We start from the raw sequence: 17,405 nt of genomic DNA, 5'->3' as shown, positions 1-17,405 counted from the left end.
GATTAGTGATTTTTGGATAAATAGATTAAAAAAGCCCCAAAGTAAACACTTTGAGGCTTTTAAAAAGTTTAAAATGATAGTATTAAAGAATATTTTTGAATAAAGTAACCATACCCCATCCAAAATATATTGCCATCCAAACAATCATAATATAAAGTGTGTAGTTACCAAGTCTTGTAACTGCTTTATCTTTTGTTCCATCAAATACACCTTGGATTTTTCCAACTTTCCAAGCCATAGTTAATAAATAAGCAACTCCAATAAATCCCATAATTACAAATGTAAGTAAAAACATTACAATTGATGGTAATTCTAAATTTACTGGATAATCATAAATGTTGTATCCTAATCCTGTCATCAAATCGAATCTAATTAATTCTCTTATTGCAGATATTAAAAGTGCTACAACAACTAATATACCCGTTGTAATATAACTATTACTATTTTTATAAGAAAAGAATAATAATATTAAAACACCTAAAATTGTTGTTAATGTTAAAGGATGTAATAAATAATCAGCTTTTGTCATCCAAATTACAAATGTTATAGCACTTATAATTAAACCAACTACTGCTAATTTTGTACCTAAAGTTGATGTATAAGAGATAAACTCTTTACTGAAATCCTCTCTAGTACTTAAAAATCTACTATAATTTTGAAGAAAAATACCAACTACTGGAATAGCTAAACTAACTAGAAATACTAATCTTGCTATATCCATATTAAATGTCCATCCACTATTATCTACAATACCATTTGGAGCATACATATTCATCCAGTCATTTGGCATAATAGAAGTTACTGCAAAGTTATGCATTAAAACACCTGCAAAAACTAAAATTAAAAATGAAAGTGTACCTATTAGTTTACCTCCACCCTCTTTTGCTTTATTTGCATAATAATACCAATAATAGAATGTATAACCTATAAGTAAAGTATAAATAAAAATAAATACCCACATACCAGAAAGTGTATTTGCTACATACCAATTTGGGTCATAAATAACTTGTGTAAATAGTAATGGTGCAACACCTAATACTATAAGTATAGAAACACTTATTTTACCTGTTTGAATTAAATGTGGTGTTAATATTTTCCATGAAGAATCACTTTTTTGATTAAAAGTACCATATAGTGACAATCCCATTGAACCTAAAGCTAATAAAACAAAAGCGGCATGTAATGCCCAAGTTAAAACATAAAGCGCTTGAAATACAACAGGATAAAAAGGTATACCTGCAGGATCTCTAAGAGCTAATAATACAGATGCGTCCATAAAACCTCCTTAATATTTCAAAGATGCAATATATTCTGCAATTGCATCGTATTCTTCGTCTGGAAGCTTAAGTTTTGGCATATAAGGAAAGCCTCCATCACCTATGGCATAAAGTATAGCTTTTACACCCTCTTTATCCATTCCTGTTAATCTATCTCTTAAAGGTCTAAATACACCTGTTTTTTCCAATGAATGACAATTTGAACATGACATCTTTGTAAGTAGTTCACCCACTTGAAGTTTATTCTCACTTGTTATTTCTCTTAAGTTCTCAGGTATAAAAGGGTTTACTTTTAATAAACCTTTTTCGGCAATAATAGGTAATTCACTTTTTATATTTTTCCCAGGAACATCCCTACTAATAATCTGATTTGAGTAAATATATTGTCCTGCAACATAAGGTTTTCTCATAGATTCTCTAAGCTTTTCACCTGGCCATAACCCAGCTAATAATACAACTGCTATCATAATTGATGCAATTGGAGTATTAATAATTTTTGGTTTAAAAATTGCAACTAAGAAATAAGCTGAGAAAAGAATTGAAAGTATAATTCTATTTTGAATTACAGAATCCTTACTTACTTGGAAAACAGCATGAGCATTGTCTGGTAATGTACCCATATACCACATAAAGAAGAACATGGTAATAAAACCACCACCTAAACTTACAAGCCCCATTTTTTTGGTTAATTCAGCTGAAACTTCAGGATTCTCTTTTTTCATTGCACTAGATATAACTAAACCAATCACACCAGACATCATAATCATAAATCCGATTCTTAAAAACATGTGAGGGAAAGTATTGATACCAAAGAATGCATCACTTGCACTACCTGTTTCATAATAAGCATTTGTTCCAGGCCACATCATAAAACTAATAATACCAATAATTAACGCCAAAGTACCAACAGATGCTAGTGCAAAAGTATATGTTAATTTTAAGTGTGATTTTCTATCTATCCTATCAATAAAATAGACTAAAACAAATACACCTATAACTTCATATACAAAAAATACCCATTCTGTAGCCCAAACCCAAACAAAGTTATGTATGAGGGCACTTATACCTCTTGGACTTGCAGCGGTTGCTGTATACCAAATTCCAGGTCCCGTAATTGAACCTACTACATAAGAGAAAATAAGTAGAAACATTCCGTATTTTTTCATATACGGATATAAATCTGATCTATTTTCTTTATATGCTTTAAAAGCTAAAAATGCAAAAAGCATTGCAGCACCAACAGAAGTGTGTGAAGCAAGTATATGTATCGTACCTGTAACACCCATCATCCAAGCACTTCCGTACTCAGGAAAATAAAACAATGGAAATTGCCCTATTATGTCCATAAAGCCTCCTTAATAAAAATTAGAAGAAATTATAAAAGTTATATGTTAATATTATGTTAGTTTATTTTTTTAAATTATTTTTAAGTAAATAGTAAACAAATAAAATGTTTACTATTTATTAAGTAAGTAGGAATATATTGCACCATCAATTTCACTAAGTGCAATTTTTTCAATTTCGTCATCTGATTCAATTATTGCTAAAATTTTTGAATCAAACATATAGTTTTCAGCTATTTTTTGTATATTTTTTGCAATTTTTCTATCACAAATAATATATTTAGAATTTAATGCATTGCAATATATTGCTTCTTTGATACTTGATATAACTACAGCGCAACTTATATGATTTTTTCTACAATATAAAAGTAGATTTTCATCATAATTAAATATAAGTGTAGAGTTAGGTTCTGTATGTTCAATATCCATTATTGAATCTATAAAGAAACAAGCTTTATGCGGTATTAAATTATCTCCGATTAAAATCATATTAGACTCCACTATTTATTTTGAAGACATTCTTTTGAACAAAAATAGTGTCCATTACTTAAAATACCCTCTTTTTTAGAAACAAAAGTTCCACAAGTTGGACATTCTACCATTTCATCTTCAATTTTCTCTTTTTTTACTTTAACCTCTTTTTCTCTATTTTTTTTAAAAAAAACTAAGTAGACAAGAAATAAAACAACTGCAACTGCAAGTATTTTAAAAATCATTATTTTCCTTTTTTATATAAAGATAATTTCTATCTTTTCTATTTACCACATCATAATTATTTATTTTTACTTGTTGAATCTCATCTTCTAGTAAAGTTCCTTTATAAAAAAGATATGCAGTATCATCTTTTTTAATATTTGTAGTTAAATCTAAAAGAAGTTTTGTATTAGTTACTGCTCTTGAAGTTATTAAGTCAACTTTTATATCATTAATTTTTTCTACTCTATTTGCAATTACTTCTACATTTTTAAGCTCTAAAGTGTTTTTTACAAAATTTAAAAAAGAAACTCTTTTTAAACGTGGTTCAATTAAATATGCTTTTGCATTTGCATTAGCCATAGCTAATATAAGTCCAGGATAACCTGCCCCAGTTCCAATATCAGCAAAGCTTTCATATTTTTCAATAAATTTTAATGGATAAATTGAATCTTCAATATTTTCAATAATATCTTCTTTATCTAATCTTCCACTAAGATTGTGAACTTTCCCCCATTGTTGTAACAATGTAATAAAGGTTTGGCATCTATGCTCAAACTCTTTATCAATATTTATCTCTTTTAAAAGTTCTTTTAATGCCATTAAAACATATGTCCCATCTGTTCTTTTTTTGTATTAATATAATGTTCATTAAATTTATTTGATTTTGTAATAGCTGGTATTCTTTCTACAATATCTACACCAAGTGATTTTATATATTCTATTTTTTTAGGATTATTTGTGATTAATTTTAATTTTTTAATATTTAAATCTTTTAATATCTCTTCAACTATACTATAATCTCTATCATCTTCTCCAAAACCAAGTTCTAAATTAGCTTCAATTGTATTTCTACCTTTGTCTTGCAATGCATATGCATTTACTTTATTTAGAAGGCCTATATTTCTTCCTTCTTGTCTGTGATAAATTACTAATCCACCATGTTGGGCTATAAACTTTAGTGCTAAATCTAATTGGTTTTGACAATCACATTTTAAACTGCCTAATGTATCTCCAGTTAGACACTCTGAATGTACTCTTACAAATGGAGCATCTAATTCCTCAAAATTTTGACTCATGATTGCTAAATGTTCTTGATTATTTTGTTTATAAGCTCTTATTTTAAATTTTCCATATTTTGTAGGTAAGTTAGCAATATTTGATTTTTCTATATTCATATCCTTTTAAACCTTAAATTGTTAAAATGTCGAGATTATAGCAAACAAAGGTAAATTTTATGTTTAAAAGATTTAGAAGATTAAGAATTAATGAGACTCTAAGAAATTTAGTACAAGAAACTACATTAACAAAAAATGATTTTATTTATCCACTTTTTGTAAAAGAGGGAGAAAATATTAAGATTGAAGTAGAATCTATGCCAGGTGTATTTCAAATGAGTATTGATGAGATATTAAAAGAGTGTGAATATATTAGAACAATTGGATTAAAATCTATTATTTTATTTGGTATTCCGGATGTAAAAGATTCAGTTGGTAGCGAATGTTTGTGTGAAGAGAGTATTATTGCAAGAACAATAAAAGCTATAAAAGCAAAATTTCCAGATATGTTTATTGTTACAGATTTATGTTTTTGTGAATACACAGACCATGGTCATTGTGGAATATTAGATCCAAAAACACAAACAGTTGATAATGATAAAACATTAGAAATTTCAGCACAACAAGCGATAGTTCATGCAAAAGCTGGTGTAGATATGATTGCTCCTAGTGGAATGATGGATGGAATTATAGAAACATTAAGAACTGCATTAGATGCAAATGGTTATAAAGACTTACCTATTATGGCTTATTCAACTAAATTTGCAAGTGCTTACTATGGGCCTTTTAGAGATGTTGCAGAATCAACTCCATCTTTTGGAGACAGAAGAACTTATCAAATGGATCCTTCAAATAGATTAGAAGCTTTAGAAGAATCTTTAGAGGATGAAAGACAAGGTGCAGATATACTTATGGTAAAACCTGCATTAGCATTTATGGATATTATTAGGGATTTAAGAAATAATACAAATCTTCCAGTATGTGCTTATAATGTTAGTGGTGAGTATGCAATGATAAAAAATGCAGGTGCAGCAGGACTTATAGATTATGAAAGAGTTATGATGGAAACTTTAATTGGATTTAAAAGAGCTGGTGCTGATTTAATAATTACTTATCATGCAAAAGAGGCTTGTGAATTATTAGATAAAAAGTAATTATTTATGGGACAAACCTATCAAGAAGCTATTGAAAACTCAAATATAGTTTCAAAAACAGATACAGATGGTATTATTACTTTTGTTAATGATGAATTTTGTAAAATATCTGGATATAGTAAAGATGAGCTTCTTGGTAGTGACCATAATATAGTAAGACACCCTGATGTTCCAAAGGAAAACTTTACAATACTTTGGGAAACTATACTTAGTAAGAAACCATACAAAGCAACCGTAAAAAATATTTGTAAAGATGGTTCAACTGTTTATTTAAATACAACAATTACCCCCATACTAGATAAAAATGACAATATTAAAGAGTTTATTGCAATTAGATATGATGTTACTAAAGAAGTAGAATTGAAAAAGACTCTTCAAAAGAAAGAGGAAGAATTAGAAGTTTTAAATAAAACTTTGGAACAAAGAGTTTTGGAACAAACCACCCAGCTAATAGAACTAAATCAAACTTTAGAACAAAGAGTAGAAGAAGAGATTGCTAAAAATGAAGAGAAACAAAAGATGTTGTTTTGGCAGTCGCGTATGGCAAGTTTAGGACAAATGTTAGCAAACATAGCACACCAATGGAGACAACCACTAACTGAATTGAGTTTAACAATGTTCAATATTAAGAAGAGTGCTAAAACTTCAAATTTAGAAAAATTAAATGAATATTATAAAGATTCAATGGAAATTATTGATAATATGTCACAAACTATCGAAGACTTTTCAAACTTTTTTAATCCTAATAAACCTAAAGAAAAATTTTTATTATGTGATTCAATTGAAGAAGCATTATTAATCACTAAAAAACTTTTGCAAAAAGAAAATATTCTTGTAGAAAAAGAGTTTGAAAAAATAGAACTTTTTGGAGTATTAAATGAATTATCACAAGTTTTAATTAATCTAATTCAAAATTCAAGTGAAGCTTTTAATATTAATAATATTGAAAAAAGAAAAATTTTAATAAAAAGCATTAAAGATAAAAATGGTGTAACACTAATATTTAAGGATAATGCTGGTGGAGTAAGTAATAAAAACTTGGAAAAAGTATTTGAACCCTATTTTACAACAAAACACCAAAGCAATGGTACTGGTTTAGGTTTGTTTATGTCAAAAATGATTATTGAAAAAAGTTTAGATGGAACAATAGAAGCTAAAAATAAAGATAATGGATTACTATTTATAATAAAAATTCCTATAGGAAGTGTAGTTTGAGAAATAATGAAAATATATTAAAAGAATTAAAAGTTTTATTTGTTGAAGATGAGGTAAATATCTCCAAATTATTAAAAGATGCAATTTCTGACTATTTTTTTTCTTTTACAATTGCAAATAATGGTGAAGAGGGCTTAGAAAAATATAAAAAGATTAATCCAGATTTAATCATTACTGATATTATGATGCCAAAATTAGATGGTTTAGATATGACAAAAGAGATAAGAAAAGAAAACGAAAATATTCCTATCATTGTACTTAGTGCTTTTTCTGACAAAGAAAAACTATTAAAAGCAATAGATATTGGTATAACTAAATATTTTATAAAGCCTTTTGATCCAGATGAATTATTAGAATATATAATTACTATTGCTTCAAAATTAGATAAAAGTAGAATTATATGCTTAAATAAACATTTTACTTTTGATAATAATACAAATAATCTTTTTGAAGATGAACAGCTGATTAATATTACAAAAAGAGAAAAAAATTTTATATATCTATTAATACAAAATAAAAATACTATTACAAGTACAGATGAATTAAAACAAAAACTTTGGGAAAATGAGACAGTAACTGATGAAAGAGTTAGAACTTTTATAAAAAGATTTAGAAAAAAAACTTCAAAAGAATTAATAAAAAATATTTCAGGACAAGGTTATTTAATCTCTGTAGATAATATTTAAGTGATTATTTACTTTAGTTTTATCAAAAAAGTTTATTGATTTTTTCATATTTGTTAAGTTTTCAACTTCTAAAAAATTTTGAATAAAATAGTCATTTTTGTATCCAATTTTATGCAAAGTTTCCTGCATTTCATTTATATCATTTTCATTTAATAAATCTTTATGAAGTGTTGTTCTAACTTCGTAATCTACACTTGAATTAAGTAAAACATCTAAACTTTGTATAAACTTGTCGTAAAAATATGATTTTGTAATTTTATTAAAATTTTTTTCATTTGATTTAAAGTCCAACGCAACAAAATCTAATAAGTTATTTTTTATAAGTGTATTTAATAATTTTGGATTAGAACCATTGGTGTCTAATTTTATCTTAAAGCCAAGATCTTTTATATCATTACAAATAGTTTGTAAATCATGAAGTGTAGCCTCTCCACCACTTAAAACTACAGAATCTAATAACCCTACTCTTCTTTTTAAAAAATCTATTAAATCCTCAAGAGTATATTCACCATTTTTAGAATTTACTATATTAGGATTATAGCAATACCTGCATCTCATATTGCATGATATAAACCATACAATACAAGATAAATGATCTTTATAATCAACAGTTGTAAAAGGTGTTATATTATAGATAATTTTTTTCAATAAATTTCACCCTTTGAGAATGTTCACCCTTTTTACCGATATTGAAACTTTCAACTGGTCTATGGTAACCCATAACTCTAGTGTATACAATACATCTAGTTCTCTTTTCTTTTAATTTACTAGGCTCTAAGCTTTTCATTATTTAACTCCTCATCTAAAATTTCTTCATCACATTTTGGACAATATTCATATTCTCCATCTATATAGCCATGTTTTGGGCAAATAGAAAATACAGGACTTATTGTTATATATGGCAAAGTGTAATTTGATATAACATTTTTAATCAATTTTCTACAAGCTTCTATTGAACTTATTCTTTCTCTCATATAAAGATGTAATACAGTTCCACCAGTGTATTTGCCTTGAAGTTCATCTTGCAAATTTAATGCTTCAAATATATCATCTGTAAAATCAACTGGTAATTGAGATGAATTTGTATAAAAAATATTTTTCCCAAATCCTGCTTGATGAATATCTGAATATCTTTTTTTATCTTCTTTTGCAAATCTATATGTAGTCCCTTCAGCAGGTGTTGCTTCAAGGTTATATAGATTTCCTGTTTCTTCTTGATATTTAATCATTCTCTTTCTCATGAAATCTAAAATCTCAATTGCAAAAGATATCCCTTCATCTTTTGATATATCATATTTCTTTTCTGTAAAATTAATAATCATCTCATTTATACCATTTACACCTATTGTTGAAAAATGGTTATTAAAACTTGGAAGATATCTTTTTGTGTATGGGAATAATCCTCTTTCATATAAATCATTTATAAAAACTCTTTTTTTCTCTAAAGTTGATTGTGCTAAATCCATAAGCTCTTCAAGTCTATTAAGAAGGGCTTCTTTATCATCTTTATATAGATACCCTAGTCTTGCCATATTGATTGTAACAACACCTATACTTCCTGTCATCTCCGCACTTCCAAATAGACCACCACCCCTTTTTAATAATTCTCTTAAATCTAATTGTAATCTACAACACATTGATCTTACATGCCCTGGTTTATAAGCTTCGTTATTTGGTATAAGTTTCCCATTTTTATCTTTTATATATTGACTACCTATAAAATTTTGAAAATAAGATGAACCAATCTTTGCAGTATTCTCAAAAAGTAAATCTGTATTTTCTCCATACCAATCAAAATCTTCAGTAATATTTACTGTTGGAATTGGAAAAGTAAAAGGTTGACCTGTTTTATCCCCTTCAGTCATAACTTCATAATAAGCTTTATTAATCATATTCATCTCAACTTGAAAAGCTTTATATGTCATATTCTCTAAAGTATCAAAACCTCTTTGTTTTGCTTTTTGAAGTAAATCTTTATCTTTTATATTAGTAAATAGATGTTTCTGGTTTTTTGTTGGTGTTTGATCTTTTAAATCACTAGGTACTGTCCAATCGATAGTAATATTTGTAAAAGGACTTTGTCCCCATCTTGCTGGAACATTTAGATTATAAATAAAACTTCTAATATTTTTTTTGACATCTTCAAAAGATAAGGCATCTTTAAATACATATGGTGCTAAATATGTATCAAATGAAGAAAAAGCTTGAGCTCCGGCCCATTCACTTTGTAATATACCTAAAAAGTTTGCCATCTGACCTAGTGCTTCTCTAAAATGGTTAGGAGCACAACTCTCAACTCTACCTCTTACACCATTAAATCCTTCATCAAGTAATACTCTTAAACTCCAACCTGCACAATATCCACTTAAACAATCTAAATCATGAATATGATAATCAGCATTCCTATGTGCATAACCTTCTTCTTTAGTATAAATTTTGTCAAGCCAATAATTAGCTATAATCTTCCCTGCACTATTATTAATTAGACCTGCATGGGAATATCCAGTATTTGAATTAGCATTAATTCTCCAATCAGTACCATTTATATACTCTTCTATAGTTTGTGTTGAATTTATATAAGTTGTATCTTCATTAAGTCCTAAAATTTGTTCTCTTTGCATTTTATGCATATGTCTATATAACATAAAAGATTTCATAACTTCAAAATATCTTGCTTTGTATAATTCATTTTCAATTAAATCTTGTACATCTTCTACTGCAAATACTCTTTTTTTATTTAATTGTTCAATTACATTTAAATAAACAGTAGCATCATAAGTTGTATGTACGCTTTTAAAAGCTTTTTTTATTACATCTTTTATTTTGTATGCTTGAAATTTTTCATAAGAGCCATCTCTTTTGAGTATATTTTCTATCATATTGATCCTTTTAAAAGTGTATAATAGGAGTATTCATCTTAAAAAATAATAATATAAAAAGTCACTAAAGTGTCACGAAATGGGCTTTAAAGAATAAATAATAATTTTTATGAGTACCTTTAAAAGAGAATTCATAATTTTTAAGTTAATAGTAAATGGTTTTTGGTTAAAATTGATTCTTTTTTAAAATGAAAGGTTAAATCATGAGACACTTTTTAACATTAAGAGACTATACAAAAGAAGAAATTTTAGAAATTTTAGACTTAGCAGCAAAAATCAAGAAAGAGACTAAAAATAGAGTTTATAAAGATTATTTACCAAGATATACTTTAGGTATGATTTTTGAAAAAAGTAGTACAAGAACTAGAGTTAGTTTTGAAACAGGTATTTATCAATTAGGTGGAATCGGACTTTTCTTATCTTCTAATGATATTCAACTTGGACGTGGCGAACCTATGAGTGATACAGCTAGAGTTATTTCAAGAATGGTTGATATGGTTATGATTAGAACATTTGAACAAAGTAAATTAGAAGAGTTTGCTAAATATTCAAAAGTTCCTGTGATAAATGGTTTAACAAATGAATACCATCCTGTACAACTTATGGCTGATTATTTAACTATTCAAGAAAAAGGTTTAGATAAAAATCTTGTAGCAGCATATGTTGGTGATGGTAATAATATGACACACTCTTGGCTTATGCTTGCATCAAAACTTGGTTTTGAATTAAGAATAGCTACTCCAATAGGTTATGAAGTAGATAAAAATATTTTAGATGATGCTTACGCTTTTGCTAAAGAATCAGGTGCAAAAATTATTGTTACAAATGATCCTAAAGAAGCAGTTAAAGGTGCAAATGTAATAACTACAGATACTTGGGTTTCAATGGGACAAGAGGATGAAAAAGAGAAAAGAATAAAAGACTTTGATGGGTATATCGTAGATGATGAAATGATGAAATTAGGTACGTCAGATGCAATATTCTTACATTGTTTACCAGCTTATAGAGGTTATGAGGTAAGTGAAAGTGTAATTGAAGGTGACCAAAGTTTAATTTTTGAAGAGGCTGAAAATAGACTACATGCACAAAAAGGTGTTATGGTTTGGTTAGATAGACAAAATACAAAATAAGAAGATATAATGATTGATTTTAAAAAATTTGAAAAATATTCAAAACCAGGGCCTAGATATACTTCATATCCTACAGCACCAGAGTTCTCTGAAGATTTTACTGAACAAGATTTAAAAGAGTACTATAAAAATCAAAGTGATGATAGAAATTTATCACTTTATATACATTTACCTTTTTGTAGAAGTGCCTGTTACTTTTGTGGATGCAATGTTATTTTTACTTCAAAAGAAGATAAAAAAGTTAAATACTTAGAGTATTTAAAAAAAGAATTGGATTTATTAAAAGATGCATTAAATACAAATAGAACTGTTACTCAAATGCACTTTGGCGGAGGAACACCAACTTATTTTTCGCCTGAACAATTAGATGAAGTTATAACTATGTTAAAAGAAACTTTTCCTAATTTTAGTGAAGATGCTGAAATTTCATGTGAAGTTGACCCAAGATATTTTACTAAAGAACATATGGCAGTATTAAAAAAAGGTGGATGTAACAGATTAAGTTTTGGAGTACAAGACTTAAATGAAGAGGTTCAAAAAACTATTCATAGAATCCAACCTTATGAAACAACTCAAAATGTAATGAATATAGCAAGAGATGCTGGGATTCACTCTATAAATGTAGATTTGATTTATGGACTTCCTCATCAAAATAAAAAAACTTTTCATGAAACAATTGAACAAATTATAAAATTAAATCCAGATAGATTAGCTGTATTTAACTATGCCCATGTACCATGGCTAATGAAAACTATGAGAAAGTTTGATGAATCAACTTTTGCACCACCAACAGAAAAATTAGAGATTTTAAAAGATACAATTGATTTTTTTACTACAAATGGTTATAAAATGGTGGGAATGGATCACTTTGCAAAGCCTGAAGATGAATTATTCAAAGCAATAGAAAAAGGCGAATTACATAGAAACTTCCAAGGATATACAACAAAAGGTGGTGCAGATTTAATAGGAATTGGTGTGACATCTATTGGAAATGGTGTTGATTATTATGCACAAAATTTTAAAGATTTAAAACAATATGAAGCCTCTTTAGATGAAGGGAAACTACCAACATTTAAAGGTTATAAACTTAGCGAAGATGATATATTAAGACAATATGTAATTATGGAATTAATGAGTAATTTTAGTTTAAATATAAAAAGAGTAGAAGAGAAGTTTAATATAGATTTTTATGACTACTTTAATGAAGACTTAAAAATGTTAACTGAGTTTATTGAAGCAGATTTAGTTTCTATTGTTGATGATAAAATACAAGTATCTCAAACAGGAACAATGTTAATTAGAAATATATGTATGCCATTTGATGCATATTTAAAAAAAGTACCAGAAAATAAAAGAAGGTTTAGTAAAACGATATAATGAGTGAAATTCAAAAATTTGATTATACAAAAATAAGTGATGATTGTGTTAAATGTGGTAAATGTAAACCAGTTTGTACAATTTTTAATATAAATCAAGATGAAACTACAAGTCCAAGAGGTTTTATCGATCTTCTTGGTGCTTATAAGCGAGATGAACTAGAATTAGATAAAAATGCAAAAGATATTTTTGAATCATGTTTTTTATGTACAAATTGCGTAGAAGTTTGTCCTAATGATTTACCTACTGATATGATTATTGAACAAGTAAGATCTGATATTGCAAAAAAATATGGTATTGCTTGGTATAAAAGAGCATTTTTTTATCTTTTAAGACATAGAAAAACTATGGATTTTCTTGCAAAACTTGGGTGGGTATTTCAAACATGTGGTTTAAAAATAGATAAAGCCAAAGAGAGTGCATTACCTAGATTTTCTTTACCAATTGTAAAAAAAGATAGAGCTCTACCTTTTGCTGATAAGAAAACATTTTTAAATAAATATCCTGAAAATATACCTGCAAAAAATCAAGTAGAATTAAGTGATGGCAGAAAAAATAAAGTTGCAATTTTTATAGGTTGTATGGGTAATTATTCATATACAAATATTGGTGATGCTTTAGTTGATGTACTTAAAAAATTGGATGTAAATATATTTATTCCCAAAAAACAACTTTGTTGTGGTGCTCCTGCTTATTTTACAGGAGATTTTGATACAGTTGATTATCTTGTGAAGAAAAATATTGAATATTTTGAGACATGGATTGATGAAGTAGATGCTATAATAATTCCTGAAGCTACTTGTAGTGCAATGATTAATCAAGATTGGGAACACTATTTACATAATCAACCAGAATGGAAAGAAAGAGCAGCAAAAATATCTAAAAAAGTTTTATTAGCAACAAAATGGTTAGAGAATTCTACAAAATTAAAAGAAAAATTAGCTGCATCAAACAAAAAAATCAATGAAGTTATTACATACCATGACCCATGTCATGCAAGAAAAATGCAAAATGTTTGGCAAGAACCAAGAGAACTTCTTAAGCAAAACTATGTAATTAACGAAATGAGTGATCCCAATAGATGTTGTGGATTTGGTGGTGTAACTATGCAAACAGAAAAATACCATTTTGCGAAAGCTGCTGGTGTACCAAAAGCTGCAATGATTAAAGATACAAAAGCACAAATTGTAAGTGCTGAATGTAGTGCCTGTAGAATGCAGATTACAAACTCTTTACACCAAGCTAATGTTGATGTTAAATTTAAAAATCCTATTGAATTAATAGCTGAAGCTTTAGATTAGGGAAAATATGGAATTTTGGCAAAATATTTATTCTAACTTTAATCCAGTTGCATTTAATATAGGTTCTATTGCTGTTCACTGGTATGGAATAATGTATGCCCTAGCACTAATCTCTGCAATATTTATTGCAAAATGGTTTATAAAACATGATAAGTTACCAATATCAAATGAACTTTTTGATTCATATATTTGGTGGGCAGAGATTGGTGTAATATTAGGTGCTAGATTGGGCTATGTATTATTTTATGATACTCAAACTATGTATTATTTGACTCATCCTTGGCAAATATTTAATCCATTTATTGATGGTGTATATACTGGTATATCAGGAATGAGTTATCATGGTGCATTTATAGGGTTTTTAATAGCCTCTTTACTTTTTTGTAAAAAACATAAGGTATCCTTCTGGTTTATTACCGATATTTCTGTTTTAGGTATTTCGGGAGCTTACGTATTTGGAAGAATAGGTAATTTTTTCAATCAAGAATTAGTTGGTAGAGTTACTGATGTTCCTTGGGGCATATATGTAGATGGTATTTTAAGACATCCATCTCAACTATATGAAGGGGCTTTAGAAGGTATTTTAGTTTTTGTAATACTTTTTATTTATAGAAAAAGAAAAACTTTTGATGGACAGTTAGCAATAATGTATGGAATTCTTTATTCAATAACTAGAATAATAGCTGAATTTTACAGACAACCTGATATTCAACTTGGGTTTTTATATGGTGGATGGCTAACTATGGGGATGCTTATCTCAGGAATATTTGCTTTTTTTTGTATTTTACTACTACTTTTTATTTCAAAAAAAACAGCGTCTAAATAGTGATTTTACCATGCTCCTTTTCATATGTAGCTATTACATCTTCTAAATCGCTGATTTTCTTTCTATATTCATCAATATAACCTTGTAAGGTTTTTATAGCTTCTTGAGATTTTTGTAATTTTTCTGTTATTATTCCATCTCTTTTTTTAATCTTCTGATACTCTTCTGCTGCAGTTATTGCAGTAGAATGAAGTTTCTCTATTCTTGTTTGATATCCCTTTTGAAGATCATCATTTTTATCTAGAGCATTTTTTAAGTTTTTTTCTAAACCTAATACTCTCCCTTTTTCATCTGCATTTTTTGCTCTTAGTATCTTAATTTGTTCATTTAATTCATGAATAAATTTTGCTACTTGTTGGTCTTTTTGCATTTTGGCATAATGTAAGGCATCATCAAATTCATCTTGAAGCTGTTTTTCATGTTTTACTTGTTGTGTTTTTTGATGCATTATGTATTTTTTTAATTTATGTCTTTCTTCCTCATCTTCAGTGATTAGAAATCTACTTGCAACATATTTTTCAATATTTCCATCTTCATCTAAAATAGGAAAAACTGTAGATTTGACATAATATGCAGAACCATCTTTTGCTTTATTCTTAATTTTTCCCTTCCAAACTTGTTTATTTTGGATAGTATTCCACATATTTTCATATATTTTAGGTGATACATCAGGGTGTCTTACTATATTATGGTTTACACCAATTAATTCCTCTTTTGTGTATCCTGAAACTTCACAAAAAATATCATTAGCGTAAGTTATAATACCATTTAAGTCTGTTTCACTAACTAAATTTTCTTTATCTAAAATATCTTTATAGATTTGAAGTTCATTTTTCTGCTTCAAAACCATTTTTTGATTATGTTTATTTATAAGTATCTTATTTAATATTTTTAATGTAGCATTCATTTGCATAGGTTTTACAATATAATCAGATACATTAAGTTTAATAACTTTTATAAGCAATGAAACATCATTAAATGCAGTTACTACAAGAACTGGTGTTTCATCATCTTCTTTTCTAACTTCAGTGATAAATTCAATACCATCCATTATAGGCATATTTATATCTGTAAGTATTAATTCAATATCTGATTTGTTTTCATGGTAAATGTCAAGAGCTTCTTTACCATCTTTTGCAATAAATACTTTTTTGAAAAATCTTTCTAAAATTGAAAATGTTTCATTTCTAATAAGTTCATCATCTTCAACATATAAAATTTGTGATTGATTTAATATACTATTATCAAGTGTAATATTAGTATTATTTTGTTTCAATGAATCCATACTCTACTGCTAATTCATCTATCTTTTTTTGCAGTAAATCAATTCTCCAACCATGTCTATTTGCGAAGTTTTCTATCTCTTTTTCTCTTTCTTCAGGAGTACTAAATATAAAGATTCTTTTTAAAAATGGTTTTGGAACTTGTATTGCAATCAATTGAAAATAGTTCTCTTTACAACTACGCGAGCAAAATGCTTTACTCATAGCTATTTTTTTTCCACAGTATGGACAGTGTGACATTATTTATTTCCCCTCTTTTGGTTTTAACTTATAGAACTTTGCATTTGTTACATCTTGCAAAAATTTAGGATCTATTTCATGAAGTGCGATAATTTCCACTTCATAATCACCCATCATCCAACCTTTCCCAGTATCAAGTAATTTTTGATCCTCGAAAAGTTGAATAAGTTCCTCTTTAGATACAATTTTTTCTTCCATTGAATTTATTAATATTAATTTTACAATTGACTATTTTTTCGGACTATCAATTGTATAACCTTTATTTGAATGATTCTTTATAATTTCATAGTAAGTTTTTTGTCTAATTTTATTTACAATATTTCTCATTGTATAAATAGACATATTTTTACCTTTCCAAACTACACTCTTGATTGTATCATAATCTACAATATCACCTTTTTTACTAATTAGAAGTTTCATAAAACCTTTTTCAAGTCTTGTAAAGTCAATAAGTACACCACCAGGTTTAAAGAATTGATCTCTATATTCATCAAAATAAATACCATCTTGGAATTCTATTTTGTCACCTCTTTTTGTTTGATTTAAACACATTATAACTGCCAACTTTATATCTTTTGATTTTAAAGGTTTTGTTAAAAATGTGTATGCACTACTATTTATAGCTGTAACAATATCATCATTGTTATCATTATTTGAAATAATAATTTTAGGTAATGATGGTGCAGCATTTGATATAGCAGAGCATGCTTCTTCAAAATCTTTAGCAGAAACATCAGTATCAATTATAATCATATCAAAATTTGTTTCTTCTAGTTTTTCTATTGCTTCATCTGAGCTTTCTACCAAAGATAATTCTTTGAAGTATTCATCAAATTCATTTTCTATAGTTGTACTTAATGAACTATCATTACTAACAAAAAGTAATTTTGCATTGTACAATTTTCTAATGTTTTTTAATGTTTTTATCATGTTTGACTCTTTT

General features: G+C 27.4%; 20 protein-coding genes. 7 read left to right on the top strand and 13 right to left on the bottom strand.

The features are described 5' to 3' along the window. Positions 1–82: 82 nt before the first annotated feature. The 6 genes from ACKU4C_RS06890 to ribA form a co-directional block, all read right to left on the bottom strand. Positions 83–1,276, bottom strand: coding sequence for a hypothetical protein (locus ACKU4C_RS06890; protein WP_321315608.1), 1,194 nt, complete (start codon positions 1,274–1,276; stop codon positions 83–85). A gap of 9 nt (positions 1,277–1,285) precedes the next feature. Next, entirely contained in the window at positions 1,286–2,623 is a 1,338-nt protein-coding gene (locus tag ACKU4C_RS06885) for a c-type cytochrome (protein WP_321315606.1), read from the bottom strand. 111 nt (positions 2,624–2,734) lie between these two features. Then, positions 2,735–3,109: a hypothetical protein gene (locus ACKU4C_RS06880; RefSeq protein WP_321315605.1), complete on the bottom strand. Its 375-nt coding sequence runs from the start codon at positions 3,107–3,109 to the stop codon at positions 2,735–2,737. A gap of 11 nt (positions 3,110–3,120) precedes the next feature. After that, positions 3,121–3,336: a PP0621 family protein gene (locus ACKU4C_RS06875; protein ID WP_321315603.1), complete on the bottom strand. Its 216-nt coding sequence runs from the start codon at positions 3,334–3,336 to the stop codon at positions 3,121–3,123. Beyond that, positions 3,326–3,916: a 16S rRNA (guanine(527)-N(7))-methyltransferase RsmG gene (rsmG, locus tag ACKU4C_RS06870; RefSeq protein WP_321315602.1), complete on the bottom strand. Its 591-nt coding sequence runs from the start codon at positions 3,914–3,916 to the stop codon at positions 3,326–3,328. The genes ACKU4C_RS06875 and rsmG overlap by 11 nt, the downstream gene beginning before the upstream one ends. Then, a complete protein-coding gene (gene ribA, locus ACKU4C_RS06865; RefSeq protein ID WP_321315600.1) occupies positions 3,916–4,491 on the bottom strand; it encodes a GTP cyclohydrolase II in 576 nt (191 codons plus the stop codon). The genes rsmG and ribA overlap by 1 nt, the downstream gene beginning before the upstream one ends. A 59-nt stretch (positions 4,492–4,550) precedes the next feature. Between ribA and hemB the strand changes: the two genes are divergently transcribed. The 3 genes from hemB to ACKU4C_RS06850 are packed head-to-tail and all read left to right on the top strand — an operon-like array spanning position 4,551 to position 7,426. Further along, a complete protein-coding gene (hemB, locus tag ACKU4C_RS06860; RefSeq protein WP_321315598.1) occupies positions 4,551–5,525 on the top strand; it encodes a porphobilinogen synthase in 975 nt (324 codons plus the stop codon). Between the two features lie 6 nt (positions 5,526–5,531). Further along, positions 5,532–6,740 carry a PAS domain S-box protein gene (locus ACKU4C_RS06855; protein WP_321315596.1) on the top strand — a complete coding sequence of 403 codons (1,209 nt, stop codon included), beginning with the start codon at positions 5,532–5,534 and terminating at the stop codon, positions 6,738–6,740. Then, positions 6,737–7,426: a response regulator transcription factor gene (locus ACKU4C_RS06850; protein WP_321315594.1), complete on the top strand. Its 690-nt coding sequence runs from the start codon at positions 6,737–6,739 to the stop codon at positions 7,424–7,426. The genes ACKU4C_RS06855 and ACKU4C_RS06850 overlap by 4 nt, the downstream gene beginning before the upstream one ends. Here the strand turns inward: ACKU4C_RS06850 and ACKU4C_RS06845 are convergent. From ACKU4C_RS06845 to ACKU4C_RS06835, 3 genes are read right to left on the bottom strand one after another with little or no spacing between them, the layout of a single operon-like run. Continuing rightward, on the bottom strand, positions 7,403–8,074 hold the full coding sequence (locus tag ACKU4C_RS06845) for an anaerobic ribonucleoside-triphosphate reductase activating protein (protein WP_321315592.1): 672 nt from the start codon (positions 8,072–8,074) through the stop codon (positions 7,403–7,405). The two genes, ACKU4C_RS06850 and ACKU4C_RS06845, sit on opposite strands and share 24 nt — an antisense overlap. Beyond that, positions 8,055–8,213 (bottom strand): anaerobic ribonucleoside-triphosphate reductase, encoded by a 159-nt coding sequence (gene nrdD, locus ACKU4C_RS06840; protein ID WP_321315590.1) that lies wholly within the window; start codon positions 8,211–8,213, stop codon positions 8,055–8,057. Before nrdD ends, ACKU4C_RS06845 begins: the two co-directional genes overlap by 20 nt. Next, positions 8,194–10,305 (bottom strand): ribonucleoside triphosphate reductase, encoded by a 2,112-nt coding sequence (locus tag ACKU4C_RS06835; protein WP_321315587.1) that lies wholly within the window; start codon positions 10,303–10,305, stop codon positions 8,194–8,196. The genes nrdD and ACKU4C_RS06835 overlap by 20 nt, the downstream gene beginning before the upstream one ends. A 203-nt stretch (positions 10,306–10,508) precedes the next feature. Between ACKU4C_RS06835 and argF the strand changes: the two genes are divergently transcribed. Genes argF through lgt form a run of 4 tightly spaced genes read left to right on the top strand, consistent with a single transcriptional unit; the run spans position 10,509 to position 14,939 of the window. Beyond that, entirely contained in the window at positions 10,509–11,435 is a 927-nt protein-coding gene (argF, locus tag ACKU4C_RS06830; RefSeq protein WP_321315586.1) for an ornithine carbamoyltransferase, read from the top strand. Positions 11,436–11,444: 9 nt separating this feature from the next. Further along, positions 11,445–12,812, top strand: coding sequence for an oxygen-independent coproporphyrinogen III oxidase (hemN, locus tag ACKU4C_RS06825; RefSeq protein ID WP_321315584.1), 1,368 nt, complete (start codon positions 11,445–11,447; stop codon positions 12,810–12,812). Continuing rightward, entirely contained in the window at positions 12,812–14,113 is a 1,302-nt protein-coding gene (locus tag ACKU4C_RS06820) for a (Fe-S)-binding protein (RefSeq protein ID WP_321315583.1), read from the top strand. Before hemN ends, ACKU4C_RS06820 begins: the two co-directional genes overlap by 1 nt. A gap of 7 nt (positions 14,114–14,120) precedes the next feature. Next, positions 14,121–14,939, top strand: coding sequence for a prolipoprotein diacylglyceryl transferase (lgt, locus tag ACKU4C_RS06815; protein ID WP_321315580.1), 819 nt, complete (start codon positions 14,121–14,123; stop codon positions 14,937–14,939). Here the strand turns inward: lgt and ACKU4C_RS06810 are convergent. The 4 genes from ACKU4C_RS06810 to ACKU4C_RS06795 are packed head-to-tail and all read right to left on the bottom strand — an operon-like array spanning position 14,932 to position 17,392. After that, positions 14,932–16,224, bottom strand: coding sequence for a response regulator (locus ACKU4C_RS06810; RefSeq protein WP_321315578.1), 1,293 nt, complete (start codon positions 16,222–16,224; stop codon positions 14,932–14,934). The genes lgt and ACKU4C_RS06810 overlap by 8 nt on opposite strands. Beyond that, on the bottom strand, positions 16,202–16,426 hold the full coding sequence (locus ACKU4C_RS06805; RefSeq protein ID WP_321315576.1) for a hypothetical protein: 225 nt from the start codon (positions 16,424–16,426) through the stop codon (positions 16,202–16,204). The genes ACKU4C_RS06810 and ACKU4C_RS06805 overlap by 23 nt, the downstream gene beginning before the upstream one ends. Positions 16,427–16,465: 39 nt before the next feature. Then, positions 16,466–16,660: a hypothetical protein gene (locus ACKU4C_RS06800; RefSeq protein WP_321315574.1), complete on the bottom strand. Its 195-nt coding sequence runs from the start codon at positions 16,658–16,660 to the stop codon at positions 16,466–16,468. A gap of 30 nt (positions 16,661–16,690) precedes the next feature. Beyond that, positions 16,691–17,392 carry a response regulator gene (locus tag ACKU4C_RS06795; RefSeq protein ID WP_321315572.1) on the bottom strand — a complete coding sequence of 234 codons (702 nt, stop codon included), beginning with the start codon at positions 17,390–17,392 and terminating at the stop codon, positions 16,691–16,693. Positions 17,393–17,405: the final 13 nt, after the last annotated feature.

Origin of the sequence: Halarcobacter sp. (assembly GCF_963676935.1) — a bacterium.
GTDB lineage: Bacteria > Campylobacterota > Campylobacteria > Campylobacterales > Arcobacteraceae > Halarcobacter.
The sequence above is the reverse complement of the archived record's forward strand: the minus strand, read 5'-3'. Positions and strand labels throughout refer to the sequence as shown.

Bases quoted from the DNA above. Each gene is read 5' to 3' on its own strand.
- ACKU4C_RS06890 (WP_321315608.1), bottom strand. From the start codon at position 1,276: ATGGACGCATCTGTATTATTAGCTCTTAGAGATCCTGCAGGTATACCT.
- ACKU4C_RS06885 (WP_321315606.1), bottom strand. From the start codon at position 2,623: ATGGACATAATAGGGCAATTTCCATTGTTTTATTTTCCTGAGTACGGA.
- ACKU4C_RS06880 (WP_321315605.1), bottom strand. From the start codon at position 3,109: ATGATTTTAATCGGAGATAATTTAATACCGCATAAAGCTTGTTTCTTT.
- ACKU4C_RS06875 (WP_321315603.1), bottom strand. From the start codon at position 3,336: ATGATTTTTAAAATACTTGCAGTTGCAGTTGTTTTATTTCTTGTCTAC.
- rsmG (WP_321315602.1), bottom strand. From the start codon at position 3,916: ATGGCATTAAAAGAACTTTTAAAAGAGATAAATATTGATAAAGAGTTT.
- ribA (WP_321315600.1), bottom strand. From the start codon at position 4,491: ATGAATATAGAAAAATCAAATATTGCTAACTTACCTACAAAATATGGA.
- hemB (WP_321315598.1), top strand. From the start codon at position 4,551: ATGTTTAAAAGATTTAGAAGATTAAGAATTAATGAGACTCTAAGAAAT.
- ACKU4C_RS06855 (WP_321315596.1), top strand. From the start codon at position 5,532: ATGGGACAAACCTATCAAGAAGCTATTGAAAACTCAAATATAGTTTCA.
- nrdD (WP_321315590.1), bottom strand. From the start codon at position 8,213: ATGAAAAGCTTAGAGCCTAGTAAATTAAAAGAAAAGAGAACTAGATGT.
- ACKU4C_RS06835 (WP_321315587.1), bottom strand. From the start codon at position 10,305: ATGATAGAAAATATACTCAAAAGAGATGGCTCTTATGAAAAATTTCAA.
- argF (WP_321315586.1), top strand. From the start codon at position 10,509: ATGAGACACTTTTTAACATTAAGAGACTATACAAAAGAAGAAATTTTA.
- hemN (WP_321315584.1), top strand. From the start codon at position 11,445: ATGATTGATTTTAAAAAATTTGAAAAATATTCAAAACCAGGGCCTAGA.
- ACKU4C_RS06820 (WP_321315583.1), top strand. From the start codon at position 12,812: ATGAGTGAAATTCAAAAATTTGATTATACAAAAATAAGTGATGATTGT.
- lgt (WP_321315580.1), top strand. From the start codon at position 14,121: ATGGAATTTTGGCAAAATATTTATTCTAACTTTAATCCAGTTGCATTT.
- ACKU4C_RS06810 (WP_321315578.1), bottom strand. From the start codon at position 16,224: ATGGATTCATTGAAACAAAATAATACTAATATTACACTTGATAATAGT.
- ACKU4C_RS06805 (WP_321315576.1), bottom strand. From the start codon at position 16,426: ATGAGTAAAGCATTTTGCTCGCGTAGTTGTAAAGAGAACTATTTTCAA.
- ACKU4C_RS06800 (WP_321315574.1), bottom strand. From the start codon at position 16,660: ATGGAAGAAAAAATTGTATCTAAAGAGGAACTTATTCAACTTTTCGAG.
- ACKU4C_RS06795 (WP_321315572.1), bottom strand. From the start codon at position 17,392: ATGATAAAAACATTAAAAAACATTAGAAAATTGTACAATGCAAAATTA.